Annotated in this window: 12 protein-coding genes; 2 read left to right on the forward strand and 10 right to left on the reverse strand. The window is 41.9% G+C overall.

From position 1 onward, the window contains the following. Window positions 1–7: 7 nt before the first annotated feature. From AC1XUE_RS15685 to AC1XUE_RS15715, 7 genes are all read right to left on the reverse strand, one after another. Complete coding sequence (locus AC1XUE_RS15685; protein WP_483356927.1) at window positions 8–628, reverse strand: hypothetical protein; 621 nt, start codon at window positions 626–628, stop codon at window positions 8–10. Between the two features lie 88 nt (window positions 629–716). Next, window positions 717–1,472 carry an SDR family oxidoreductase gene (locus AC1XUE_RS15690; RefSeq protein ID WP_483356928.1) on the reverse strand — a complete coding sequence of 252 codons (756 nt, stop codon included), beginning with the start codon at window positions 1,470–1,472 and terminating at the stop codon, window positions 717–719. 39 nt (window positions 1,473–1,511) lie between these two features. Then, window positions 1,512–2,252, reverse strand: a complete 741-nt coding sequence (locus AC1XUE_RS15695) for an SDR family oxidoreductase (RefSeq protein WP_483356929.1) — start codon at window positions 2,250–2,252, stop codon at window positions 1,512–1,514. A 194-nt stretch (window positions 2,253–2,446) separates the two neighbouring features. Beyond that, window positions 2,447–5,062, reverse strand: coding sequence for a sigma-54-dependent Fis family transcriptional regulator (locus AC1XUE_RS15700; RefSeq protein ID WP_483356930.1), 2,616 nt, complete (start codon window positions 5,060–5,062; stop codon window positions 2,447–2,449). Between the two features lie 80 nt (window positions 5,063–5,142). Then, complete coding sequence (locus AC1XUE_RS15705) at window positions 5,143–5,745, reverse strand: recombinase family protein (RefSeq protein WP_483356931.1); 603 nt, start codon at window positions 5,743–5,745, stop codon at window positions 5,143–5,145. Between the two features lie 169 nt (window positions 5,746–5,914). Beyond that, on the reverse strand, window positions 5,915–6,739 hold the full coding sequence (locus AC1XUE_RS15710) for an AAA family ATPase (RefSeq protein WP_483356932.1): 825 nt from the start codon (window positions 6,737–6,739) through the stop codon (window positions 5,915–5,917). Further along, entirely contained in the window at window positions 6,726–8,141 is a 1,416-nt protein-coding gene (locus AC1XUE_RS15715) for a transposase (protein WP_483356933.1), read from the reverse strand. Before AC1XUE_RS15715 ends, AC1XUE_RS15710 begins: the two co-directional genes overlap by 14 nt. A 148-nt stretch (window positions 8,142–8,289) precedes the next feature. Between AC1XUE_RS15715 and AC1XUE_RS15720 the strand changes: the two genes are divergently transcribed. Continuing rightward, the gene (locus AC1XUE_RS15720; RefSeq protein ID WP_483356934.1) at window positions 8,290–8,907 is read left to right on the forward strand and encodes a recombinase family protein; all 618 of its coding nucleotides are present in this window, start codon (window positions 8,290–8,292) and stop codon (window positions 8,905–8,907) included. Window positions 8,908–9,254: 347 nt separating this feature from the next. On the opposite strand, the gene AC1XUE_RS15725 is transcribed toward AC1XUE_RS15720, so the two are convergent. The 3 genes from AC1XUE_RS15725 to AC1XUE_RS15735 all read right to left on the reverse strand — a co-directional run bounded on the left by AC1XUE_RS15725 (window position 9,255) and on the right by AC1XUE_RS15735 (window position 10,988). Continuing rightward, window positions 9,255–9,938: an NAD-dependent epimerase/dehydratase family protein gene (locus AC1XUE_RS15725; protein WP_483356935.1), complete on the reverse strand. Its 684-nt coding sequence runs from the start codon at window positions 9,936–9,938 to the stop codon at window positions 9,255–9,257. Continuing rightward, complete coding sequence (locus AC1XUE_RS15730; RefSeq protein ID WP_483356936.1) at window positions 9,938–10,501, reverse strand: TetR/AcrR family transcriptional regulator; 564 nt, start codon at window positions 10,499–10,501, stop codon at window positions 9,938–9,940. The genes AC1XUE_RS15725 and AC1XUE_RS15730 overlap by 1 nt, the downstream gene beginning before the upstream one ends. A 79-nt stretch (window positions 10,502–10,580) precedes the next feature. Next, a complete protein-coding gene (locus tag AC1XUE_RS15735) occupies window positions 10,581–10,988 on the reverse strand; it encodes a nuclear transport factor 2 family protein (RefSeq protein ID WP_483356937.1) in 408 nt (135 codons plus the stop codon). A 742-nt stretch (window positions 10,989–11,730) separates the two neighbouring features. On the opposite strand from AC1XUE_RS15735, the gene AC1XUE_RS15740 reads away from it, so the two are divergent. Further along, window positions 11,731–12,852, forward strand: coding sequence for an ATP-binding protein (locus AC1XUE_RS15740; protein WP_483356938.1), 1,122 nt, complete (start codon window positions 11,731–11,733; stop codon window positions 12,850–12,852). Window positions 12,853–13,603 lie beyond the last annotated feature (751 nt).

Below are 13,603 nucleotides of genomic sequence, written 5' to 3' on the forward strand. Positions count from 1 at the left end.
GACTGCGTCAAATTAAAGCTCGAATGAACTGCTCATATGGCTGGGGCATGTCGAACCACCGTAAATTATCAGTGAAGGCCAGCACGATGATAAACGAAGTTGCTATCCCGATAAGCGCAATACTGACGGCCACTCCCTTCGATTTTGTCTTCAAATAATGAATCGCGGAAACGTGCAAACTGATTGAGGCCACAGCCAAAAAGTAATACGGAATAAAAATTCTGGTTGCAGGATAGTAATTAAGCCCAGCCGCTGCAAAATAGAAATTGGTGTCCAGGTGCTCAATATATCGCGCCGAAAGAACAGCCCCTACGTGGGCAATGAGGAAAAATGAAAGGTAAAGGCCGGAATACACCTGGATCTTCTCGGCAATAGCCTGAGCATCCCGTTTGTAAATCAATCTGATGCCAGTAACAATCTGAAAGAAAACGACCAGTAATAGCAGTGTTTCTACGACCGGATGCCTATACACGAGCCGGAACTGGTCCATGATCTGGATATGCTTTTCTGGTCCGTCGAGGGCAAAGAGATGGTTTAGTAAATGAAATGCTATGAAAACCGACAATGTAACACCGGATATGTAATGCAGGGATTTTACCAGTGCCCTTCTATCGTTTTGAATGTTCATGGGATACACAATTGAGGTTGTTTAAAAGCACGGTCGGTAATAGCTGCCAACCGTGCACGATCAAGACAATCTAAAAACTGCAAGGTTGTCAGGCCTGGGGCGAAAGGGACCGAAGATACTCCTCAAACCGGGTTTCACCCAGGTACGCATTTCCTTCCGGTACCAAGGTCGATGCCGGTACTGCCAGGCCGAAATATTCACTGCTGTCGTTGGCGATCACCGATTTGCCTGCATCATTTGCCTTCACATAAGCTTCCACAAATTCATTCATGGCCCCACGGACTGGGCCCGCGATTTCGACAATTCCATTCGCAGGTTCAGCTATCGCGAAACGGGCAATGAACAGCGCCACCTCCTCGGCAGCAATGGGCTGGAAATCGAGCTTCGAAACATGAACTTCATCCCCTTGCGTGCCTCCCGCGGCAATGGTTGGTACAAATTCCTGGAATTGCGTACTGCGGACGATAGTATAGGGCACACCGGAGCTTTTTACCAGGTCTTCCTGGATCTTCTTCGCCCGCATGTACCCCATGCCTTCCATCAGGTGCGTACCCACAATGGATAGGACTACATGGTGTTTGATGCCTGCATTCAATTCAGCCGACAAAATGTTGCGGCCCACAGTCTGAAAAAACTGGATGGCCGGACCATCCTCAAATGAAGGAGAATTGGAAAGGTCAACGACCACATCCGTATTTTCCAATGCATCCGAAAGCCCCTCACCTGTGAGTGCATTAATACCGGTGGAAGGTGATCCTGCTATGACAGTATGGCCAAGCTGGCGAAGTTTTTTAGTGACGTTGGAGCCGATCAGGCCCGTGCCACCAATGATTACAATTTTCATGATTTTATTTTGCTAATTGTTTGAAATGAACAGGCTTGCTTATCCGTTAATCCAGTCGCTGAACCGGATTGCGCCAGGGTAAAAATCACCCTGAGGAACCAAAAGAGATTTGGAGATTTCAAAGAACATGTACTTATTCTCGTCATTGGCTTTCAAACGCTTTTCCCCGCCTTTAACAGAAAGGTACTGGCTTACAAACTCGTTCATGGGCGCCTGGTCTGGCCCTGCGATTTCCACTGTCGTATTTTTTGGTGCTTCCAATGCGAGCCGGGTAACCAATGCCGCCACGTCTTCTGCCGCAATGGGCTGGTAGTCCACGGTGGAAATGTGGATGGCCTCCTCGTCGGATTGCACCGCAATCAAAGTTGTGATATGTTCGTGGAACTGCGTAGCGCGGATGATCGTGTACGGGATACTGGATTCTTTGATAATATCCTCCTGCTCTTTTTTGGCGCGCAGATAACCGATGTACAAAGCCCGGTCGGTTCCTACGATCGATAGTACCAGGTGATGTTTAACACCGGCTGCAATTTCTGCCGCAACCAGGTTCTTACCTGCTGCACGGAAGAAATTGATCGCAGTATCTTCCTCGGGAGAAGCCGAATTGGAGAGATCGACAACCACCTCGGCATCTTTCATCGCATCCGCAAGGCCTTCGCCTGTTAGTGCATTGATGCCCGTCGAAGGAGCGGCCACGACTACCTGATGGCCCAACGCCCGCAGCTTTTCGCTAACCTTCGACCCAATTAACCCCGTACCGCCTACAATTACAATATTCATGATTCTGAAATGTTTAAGTTTAAAATCTCATAGATGATTCTAAACCTACCATTTCAATGCCAATTATTTAACATACTGGTTATCAAACACATACCCAAACCAAACATCTTTCATTTTCACCGTATTTGGTGAAAACATCAAAACAGTCATCTTATTTGATGAGAATGGACGAAATGGCCCAACTGGTGAAAAGCTCAATGAGCGTAGTAATCGGCCTTTGAAATGCCGAGCTTTCGCATTTTGGAATGAAGGGTATTACCGGGGAGCCCCAGTATCTCCGCAGCACCTCCGATGCCGGAAATTTTGCCACCGCACCGCCGCAATACTTGTATGATGTGCATGCGCTCGACTTCTTCTAATCGTAAATCGGATGGCATCGTCTGATCATCGGCCGTTGCTCCTGTCGCTTGCGGCAAGAAAAACTCGGTGATCATGGGACCTGTAGCCAGTATCACCGAGCGCTCAATGAGGTGTTCGAGTTCACGCACATTGCCGGGCCACAAATAGGCCTGCAATTGCCTAAGTGCATTAGCTGAGAGTTTCACGGTTTTCTTGCCTACACTTTTGCTGAATTTTGACAGGAAAAATCCGGCAAGGCTTTCGATATCCTCACGGCGGTCTCGAAGCGGTGGAAGCTTGATAGGGAATACATTTAAACGGTAATACAAATCTGAACGGAACCGGCCTGCTTTCACTTCCGCTTCCAGGTCGCGGTTGGTGGCCGCGATGATGCGGACGTTTAATTTGATGGTGGCTTTTCCCCCGACACGTTCCATTTCCTTTTCCTGCAAAACCCGCAGCAGCTTCACTTGTGTTTCCAGCGGCATTTCGCCGACCTCGTCCAGAAACAGCGTGCTGTTATTGGCCAGCTCGAATTTTCCGATGCGCCGCTCGACAGCTCCGGTGAATGCGCCGCGCTCATGGCCAAACAACTCGCTCTCGATCAGGGTCGCCGGCATGGCCGCGCAGTTGACCTTGATCATCAGCTTTTCTTTGCGGGCAGACGCGTTATGCACGGCTTTCGCGATCAGCTCCTTACCAGTACCCGTCTCGCCCAGCAGCAGTACCGTAGAATTGCTTTCAGCCACTAAGGAAATCAGTCGGTATATCTGCTGCATCGCCTCACCACCGCCGACAATCTCCTCAAAATCCCTATTGAGCTGCTGCTTGAGATAGTCATTTTCGTCTTCCAGCTGTTTTTTCAAACGCAGTATCTGTTCGTGCGCAAGCACATTGGAAACCGCAGTCGAAATCTGGGCGCAAATCCCTTGCAAAAGCGGACCGCTGATCTGTTCACCCAGCAACCAAACCATTCCCAGGTTCTGCTCGCCCAATCTCAGCGCCGATGCATAGACAGTATTAATCGCGCGCTGCTCACGCTGGATGGAAAGTTTCAGGCACTTCGCTTCCAGGTTTTCATCAATATCCAGCAAAATCGGCTGGTTGCTTTCGAAGACGAGTTTTATATGCTGCTCATTGATATTTAAAGAGTAAAATTCTTCGTGCTCAAATACCTCAGTTTCCTGGAAAAACTGCCGGTCGAAAAGGTAAGGTCGCAGCGTTACCTGGTCTTCCGCCAGTAGGTACATCACAGCGATCCGGGTTTGAAACAGACCCTGCAAAACATACGAAATCACATGGTCCAGGTCAGATTTAGATTTAACACCGGTAATATCATTTGAAAACCTGAGCATCAGCTGCTGCTCAGCCTGGCGGCGCAAAATTTCTTCATTGCCCATAATGTTGCCCATCGCAATGGCAATCTGCGAGCATATGCCCTGCAAGATCGGAATGTTGATCTCGTCGATGCTCAGCCAAAGCAGACCAATGTTGGTATTGCCGTTTCGCAATGCAATGCCGACCATTGTTTTGAAACCCATGTTTTCCCAAAGATCCAGATAGGACAGATCGTAGCCTCTCTGCAACTCGAGACCCACATTGAAAAGCAACGGAATGTAACTATCCAGAATGCGGTTTTGGAGCCCGTCATTGATTGGATACTTCTCGGAAATCACCCGCTCCAACAATGTGGGATCGAATGCAGAAGCACCGGTATCGTACAGGTAGGCAGACATTGTCAGCCCATCTTCATTGATCTTGCGGATCACATATCCTCCGTCAGGGTTAAGCTTCCGTAGTGCTGTTTTAACGACAATGGCCAGGTCTTCCCGGCTCCGAACAGCCGTCATATCATTGCTAAAATCAAGCAGGAATGACTTTTCATTTTCCTGTTGCAGGATTTCTTCGTTTTTAATAATGTTGGAGACCGCGCTTGACAATTGCGGGGTGATCCTTTGGACGATGTCCTTGAATTCTTGCGAAAACCCGTCTTCCTGATCGGTGTAAATATGGATAAATCCAATCGGCTGGTTACCGGTACGCAGCGTAGTCATAAGCACATGTCTGATACCTTTCTCGAAATTTACCCGCAGGAACGCCGGGCTTTGCGGGGCATCTACAATATCGGCGAGAAAGAAATCAACAGGACCATCGGCCGCCAAAACGGATTCGATGAAAGGCTCGTCAAGCGGAAAACACGCCTTGACCATATCACCATATTCGGGGTGGTCCTTAATGGCTGATGCACGGTGATCAAGTAAAAATGGCTTGTAGGTCTCATCCTTACGGTCAATCAAGGTCACAATCGTATGCGTAAAGTGCATTAATGACTTGATCCGCTCCGAAAACAAAACGATCAAGTCATTCTTGTCGCGCACTTTGGTGATATCGTTGCCCAGATCAAGCAGCAGTTGCCGTTCCCATTCAAGATTTGTATAGTTATTTTGATCGGGGTTCGAGAACTGCTTCATCTGTAACAGGGATATTTATATTTAAGTTAATTTGTCAACCTTTGGGTTAAATTAAAAGATTGTGCAAAGAGCCACGGGCCTTATCGTCTCTTTTTTAAGAAGCCCTTGATATCAACACCACTATACTTTAAAATCTTGTAAAGCGTAGGTTGGCTTTTTATTTTGAACATCTCTCTAATTTCATCCGTACTCCGGCTGTTCTTTTCATAAATCTCTTTGACTTCAGGGGCAATTTTACGGTAACGCTCACTTAAACCTTCCGGCCTTCCTCCGGATCTGCCCCTAGCTCGGGCTGACTCTAGACCTGCCTTTGTTCGCTCGCGGATTATGTTGCGCTCATGTTCGGCCAGCACACACATAAATTGAAAAAACAGATTACCGGTCGCTGTACTGGTATCAATAGATTCAGATAGTGATTTAAGATTTAATCCCTTATTTTTCAATTCTTCGATCAATTCGATGAGCTTAATGGTACTTCTTCCAAGCCGATCCAGCTTCCATATTACAATGGTGTCACCAGGCCGGGCATATTCCATCAATTTTTCAAAATTCGGCTTGGTAGCCTTTACTCCGGAGACCTTGTCGGTAAAAACCTGCTTGCATCCTTCTTTTTTTAGGGCGTCCAGCTGAAGGTCAAGGTTTTGTTCCTGGGTAGAGACTCGGGCGTATCCTAATTTGATCATTTTATATACGAAACTTAATAAAATCAAATATATTACATTTAGTTTAATTACATGGCAATATAAATAAGTAAATTCTAAAGAATATCCAGGTGTAAACTTCATCGATAAATTGCATATTTATTTCAACATTAAATTGCCGAATCCATAGGGGTCAAAATTGAAGATCACCCTACCCGATTAGCAGACACTTTCTAGCGGCTTCAACAACCTCTTTGGTTACTGTTTGCAGCTTATTTATTTCCATAATCCTGCATATCTGACTAAATATACGATCAATCAATCTAAAATTGCCGCCGGTGATTCGTATGATAGTATTCATTGCTTCATAGTCAGCAAAATACTCCGGATCATATTCTTTACCCATTTTACTCCATATTTTAGGAAACACAAACCGCATTTCATCTTCTCCCAGGGATTTATACTGATGGGCAAATCCAATCCGGGAGAATAACTGGGGATATCTCGAAAGTCTTTTCTCAAAGCCAGGCATACCAATTAGTACCAATCCGAAATTTAAATCATCATACATATTCCTGACTTCTTCCAGACTATTAAAACTAAGTCTGTCTGATTCATCAAGTATAACTAACGGGCAAAAAGAATTTGCGTACTTGACTCGTACTCCTACATCCGTTATTCCATTTGCTTTTGCAACGGATGAACCATAACCAAAGTAGCGCCGGTGTATTTCATGTCTAATAGTCTTTGGTGTATTGGTAACAGGGACAGTGGCAAATACACCTTTGCAAATTTTTGCCGTTGAACTATTCTCTAAGGATATATCACTGACAAGGTTCTCAGAGGTTAATTCTTCCCTCCATTTAGTATAATATGAAGCAGCCAGTGATTTGCCAACCCCAGGTTCTCCGTAACAGACTCCTATATAACGGTAGTCTACACATGAGTTAACAAATTCCTCAAACCTTTTAAATTCCTGCGTGTGAATAAATGAAGACAGAAACTTTCCCGGAATCTTTAAATCATTCATCTTCATAAATACGAAGTTTAGATGTTATCGGCTCACTGACTACGGATTGCTTAGGAGATGATGGACCTTTCTTGCCTGTAATACCCTTAATAAAGGCTTTTGACTGTCTGAGCTGATCAAATAAATCCTTTTTTACAGAGCTTCTGGCTGCTTTAATCTCTTTAAGGCTGATAGTCATGTCAGAAATATCATGACAGACAGCTTTGCATAAGAAATTATCCTGATAGTAGACTTTTATCTCACCCAGATCATTAGGATCATATCGGATAGTTACGGTTTCACCAACAAACGCTGCCAGAACTATTGAGATGTATCTCATGCCATGGAAGCGGATGCCATCTCTTTGGACTTTACGTGGCTTTTGAATGTACAATAGTAAAAGATCAAGTTCTTCAAATGAGTCCGGCATTTGAGGCAAAAAGCCTTCTGACCATCTTTGAAGGGGCGAAACGCCAGTTGCCCTATGTATTTGCTGGTTGTAATTTGACACTATATATTGCTTTACAGCAGAATTGAGCTCCGTAAAAGTCAACTTTGGTTTAGAAAGAGGTTTGCCATTTTGGCTGTAACCAGGTAGTGTCGCTAGAAGCGTATCATTCAATGTTCTAAAAAACCTTTCAATTTTACCACGGCCTTGTGGACGGCCCACGGCTGAATTGAAGTGACGAATCTTTAAATTGACACATACCTGTTGAATATGTACTGACATGAAATCAGTGCCATGGTCAGTGTAGAGAATCTGAGGTATTCCACAAATCTGCCAGCATGGTTCCTCTTTTCTGGAAATTGCCTGTCTTAATGCCAAAGCGGTATTTATAGAGCTTGGAGCTTCTACTGATAATAGAAATCCTGCAATCGCCCGGCTATAATCATCCAATATAATAGTAAGCCAGGTTTTTACTTCCTTTCCATCGCTATCCAGGACATAAATGTCCAGCTCTGTGTGATCACATTGCCATATTTCATTAGAGGCCTTGCACTCTCTACGATAAATCATTTCAAATTTTTGTTGGTAAGCTTTAACACCTTCATGAGATAGCGTCAACAAAGCCGGCTTAATCTTACGTACAACATTATATACTGTTGTATAGGAAGGGGGCTTTTGATTGGTTTGCTCAGCTAACAAAACAATTTTCTGATAGATAGCCGTAATCCTCAGTTTGGGTCTGAGTAAAGCGAATCCGCCGATCAGCTCTTGCATTTGCGGTGACATACACTTTCGCGTTCCCTGGTCTTTTCTTTTCATATGATCCAGTCCGGGAAGACCCAGGTCTATAAATTTTTTCTTCCAGTCACGCAGAGTCCGCACCGGTATATTGTAAGTCCGGGATAATTCTGTTATAGAAACATCCTGATTGAGTGATGGCAGAATAAGTTGATACTTATCCCATGAAGTTCGCTTTGCCATAACAATTGGGGAGAAAGTAGCAGAAAAAACATTATAAAATAAACGTTCATATAAATAGTAAGGATAATTTAGTAAAAAGGTTTTAATATTACGATGTTATTATTATAAAATAAATTCGATAATAAGGTTTTCATCTAATCACTCAAAAATGCCTCGAAATATTGCCTATTTACGTGTCTCAACCCTGGATCAAGATCTAGAAAAGAATAAAGCCGACATACTGCACTTGGCCAATGAGAAAAATTTAGGAAAAGTCGAGTTTGTCCAGGAAAAGGTTTCCGGAAAAGTTTCATGGCGTAACCGCAAAATCGGGCCGATCTTGGACGAACTTAAAAAAGGAGATGTCATTTTACTTAGTGAGTTTTCCAGACTTGGCAGATCCATGCTTGAAGTAATGGAAATCATTTCCATCGCGATGCAAAAAGGTATCCGGATCTATACTGTGAAAGGTGCCTGGCAACTGGACGACTCGATCCAGAGTAAAGTCATGGCGATGGTTTTTGCAATGGCATCAGAAATTGAAAGGGACCTGATTAGTAAGCGCACAAAGGAATCGCTAGCCGCCAAGAAACTTTCTGGGATTAAGCTAGGTAGGCCGACTGGCCCAGGCAAAAGTAAACTTGATCAATTTAGACCAGAGATAGAAGCCTTGCTTCTCAGTGGTTCGAGTCAGAAGTATATTGCAGATCGTTACCGGGTGACGGAGGCCACTTTGTCAAATTGGATTAAGAAAAACGGTCTAAAAAAATATCAACGAGCTGCTTGAGGTCGAACCAAGAAATTCTTTGAACTTCTGATACATGCAGCTTCCACTACGACTATATGAAGAACCGATATCAGGTACTATATTCTTTGCCTACATACGGACCGTTGTACATCCAATAGCATCTGATGGAAAGCAATTTTATTTAGAGGGCTTTGTAGTACGATTTTATAGGTGGGATGCTTCTGAATGGGTAGCAAACTTTGAAGTCACAGCACCATAAAGCAACCAGTACTTCCAGCCATTTTCAAACAGCAATGCCACGTACATTAGCCTGCGCTCCATGTATCCGGCTGATCGAAAAGGTGGCTAGCAGTTCTCTTTACAAATACACTTTTATCGTTTCTAATTTATTTGTCCAGCTCAACCTGTCTGACAATTAATTTTAAATCTTTTATTTCCAAATTATTTTTGTTGTATCCAAGTGTCAATGTTCGAATTAATGCAGATATTATCTCGTTATAAGTCAAAGTTTGCTTAGGAAAAACAAAAGGATAAATAAGCCCAAGTCCTTTATAAATGAACCTTACGTTTTTTTGCGCTTTCAACGGAATAATAAATCCTGGCCGGAAGCTGTAAGCAGCTTTAAAATGTAGCTCATTTAATGCGTTCTCTGTCCTGCCTTTGATCCTTGCCCACATTATTTTTCCATTTTCCGAACTATCGGCATAAACTCCCGACAAGTAAAAGAAAACCATATCAGGATTTAAAAAGACAAGTTCCTTTGCAAACATGATTGTGGTATAAAAAGTGATGTGGTTGTATTTATCCTCGCCCATACCAAAGGAACTTATCCCTGCGCAATAGAAACAGCCATCATAGCCAGTTAGTTGTTCTCTATGAGCAGCTAAATCTGTAAAATCTTTTACAATAAGTTCAGAAAGTTTGTGATGTATTAACGGAGAAGCTCTTCTATTTACCATCAATACCTCGGTAATACTAGGGTGATCAAGAGAAGCCAGCAAAACGCCTTCCCCAATCATTCCTGTGGCTCCCGTAATTATTATTTTCATTTTCTTATTTTCGTTACTCATCAGCGTTCAATCATTTTCCAAAACATAGAGAATGTATCCTCCATGATTTTATGCTGTTCTTTTCTGGTGAATTTATTTGACGAAAGGTATTGATTTACACCAAATACCTGATTACTGATCAACATGTACAATAAATTTACATCCGTGTCAGCGATCTGTTGCTCCTTGATAGCCAGACTAAAAAGTTGCAATACAGGAGCTATCTGAGCCGAAATCTCATCGCCCCCAATTTTTTTCAGATAAGGAGAATTAGAGAATTGCGCCAGAAACAAAAACTCGTTGGGACTACGGAGCGACCAATTAAGTGATTCTTCGTAATACGTCTTGATAGCTTGCTTTGTTGAATTAACTTCTGCCAATGCAACATTTATACTTTCTGCTGCCAGTCCTTTTAATTTTAAGTAGAGTGAAATGATCAAGTCATCTTTAGTCGGAAAAAAATAAAATAAAGTCCCTGTTGCTATCCCTGCCTCCTTTGCAATTTTACTTGTCGGTGTATCATTAAATCCTTGTGATACAAACAATTCCAATGCGGTTTGAAGTAGTTTTTCCCTTTTATCCATAGATTAAGATTATTTTGAATGCAATCGAAGTATATAAAACACATATATACCCCGATTGCATTCCTAATATTACTGACTATTACTTTATATCGTCCATCGGGCCACAGAATAGTTCATTCACCATAATGGTATCCAAATATTCATAAAGTCCGCTAATTAAGCCATCCTTAAAGGTTAAAAGCAACATCACATTGTTTTCGTAAATACGACCATCCTTTCGCGTTCCCCGAATATGAACATAAAGTGCTGCCCGCTCCTGATCTGCCGTGATAGATTCAAGCGTCATTTTCATTCCCTCCGGGAATCGTTCTGCTACCGTGCCCCATAATTTTGCCTGGTTTTCTCGTGATTGGTAACCTCCAAATGGCCAAGATCCATCACCACTTAACCAATAAACACAATCAGGCATTTTTAATTTGGCCATTTCATCGAAGTTTCCGACCACCATTGCATTGAAATATTTTTCTGCTATTTCTTCTGTTTTCATGCTTCTATAATTTAGTGACTGGTTAGTCAGTCAATGCAAATGTACAATAATTTATTTGCCAACAAAATCTGCAAGGCTTTTTAAAAACTTCTTACACCGGATTGCGTTGTTCTACCTTGTTGCTACTATTTGTGACTCAATGCTGCTACTTCCAGCAGTATATGATGTGCAAATTTGTGGAAAACTGGACGCAGTTAAAACCTGGCACGTTTTGCATTTCCATGCCACGCGGCGCGCAGGATTTTGTCTTTAAAAGACTCACTGTTAGCTCGGTAAACAAAACGGCGCTTTTTAGAATGACTCAACGTATTATATGAGCCTTACCAAATTGTGGCCAGTGATGTGTTGTATGCAAATCAGGAAAGCGAATGCAGGTCATGGAAGAAAAAGTTGGTTTATAATCTTAACACGGCAAACAGACGGTAGCTTTACCGAATTTCTACAAGTAAACTGAGTTGCATATGGCCGCTTGGGCTAGGCTTTTTAATTGCCGTTAAACGTGCTCTATCAATATTTAATCAAATCCGAATCATCGGTCAAGAAGTGGAAAGGAGGCTTTGGTGCTTACCGATCGAATTACGATTATTCCACTGTTTGATTGAATCTGTCAGTGCAAAATATCTGTGTTAAAACAGTGCAAAACAATTCTAAAACTCACACCACACAAAATCTGGTCAAATAATAATCGAAACAGATTCAAATCCAATAATATTATGTATTTTTAGGATTCAAATCCAATAGTATGATAAGAAGATTGCTTCAGGCAAGCATAGAACAAAGGTTATTTAAAGGAAAAGCCATTCTACTATTTGGCCCCAGGCAATCTGGTAAATCCACATTAGTGGAGTCATTTCTTACTGGGAAAGACTTCATGTACCTCAATGGAGATGATTCAGATGTCCGGGAAATTTTAACCAACACTACAGCTGCCAAGTTACGACTAGTCGTCGGCAGCAAAAAAATTCTATTTATTGATGAAGCTCAACGTATACCCAATATTGGCCTTACACTTAAACTATTTACAGACCAGATCAAGGATGTACAAATAATCGCGACAGGATCGTCCGCCTTTGAATTATCAAGCAAGGTAAATGAGCCGCTTACGGGAAGAAAGTATGAATTCATGCTGTATCCGCTGAGTTTTGCCGAAATGGTGCAGCAAAATGGATTGATACAGGAAAAGCGTCTTATAGAGCATCGCTTGATCTATGGCGCCTATCCAGAAATTGTGACAAACCCGGGAGAAGAGAAAGAACTACTGAAACTTCTTGCAAGCAGTTATCTGTACAAAGATCTATTGATGCTGGAGCAAATCAAGAAGCCCCTACTTTTGGAAAAGTTGCTAAAAGCACTTGCCCTACAGGTAGGAAGCGAGGTCAGCTATCAGGAAATTGGTCAAACAATAGGTGGTGACAGTAAGACTGTTGATAAATACATTGATTTACTTGAAAAAGCATATGTTGTATTTCGTCTTCCTGCGTTAAACAGGAATGTTCGCAATGAAATCAAAAAAGGTAAAAAAATTTACTTTTATGATAACGGAATACGAAATGCAATTATCAATAATTTCAAACCCGTTACATCAAGAACGGATGTTGGTGCTTTGTGGGAGAATTATATTATTTCAGAACGCATAAAATATCTGCAATATAGTGATATAGACGTAAACTCATATTTTTGGCGTACAACCCAGCAGCAAGAGATAGATCTTATAGAAGAGCACGGAGACGAGCTATCAGCGTTCGAGTTTAAATGGAGCGCAAGAGAAAAACGACGCTTTCCGCAAACGTTTACAGATAATTACGCCGGTGCGAAAACCTTTATTATTTCTCCCGATAACATGGAAGAATTTTTGTTAGGATAATTGATTATAACAATGACCTGATTTAGAATAACTATACGATTAGACGATACTGACAATGCGGTCATGAAACAATCGATGAGAACATCGATAAGGAATGCATTAAGCCAAATCACGTACGTTGGCATTATTTTACCAATTAAATTATACTTAAAATACTAATTTGTCAAATTATTTAAACATCTGCGAATAAAGCTTGCGTTTGCTCGACCAAGTTTCTAAATTAGCCAATGGATTGATTACTTACTGACAGTCAGAATATTACAAACATATTTAATGGGAATTTTGATGCGTGGGAGAATCGTGGGAGGTCAAGAAAATAGATTTGATAATTATTTCATTATCAAATAGTTACCAAACTTGTTCGAATCCCTCTCTCTCTGCTGATATTCCTACCAAAACATTCAAAACCCCGTTTAAATCACTTAAACGGGGTTTTTTGTTTTTCTGCAACTATCAAAATCTGCAAAATTTCCCATAATTAATTAGCAAGATCATGGAAGTTTTTTATTCGACGAAAATCTCCCACGATCAGGCACGTAATTTACTGATTACAAAGATGTTTGTCAGATTTACATCTTTACTTTTCAATGTATCAATCCGACATTTGTTCATCTTAAACATTTTCAATTACGTTAGAAACAAGTTTCGGGTTAATTTTTTTTTGATAAAGCCACGCCCAGAAAATGCAGAAGGTACTCACTCCCTCTATTGTTATATTAATGTAAACCTATTGTTATATTAATGTAAACGG

The sequence above is a fragment of the Dyadobacter sp. HNCC25DJ187 genome, assembly GCF_056895255.1.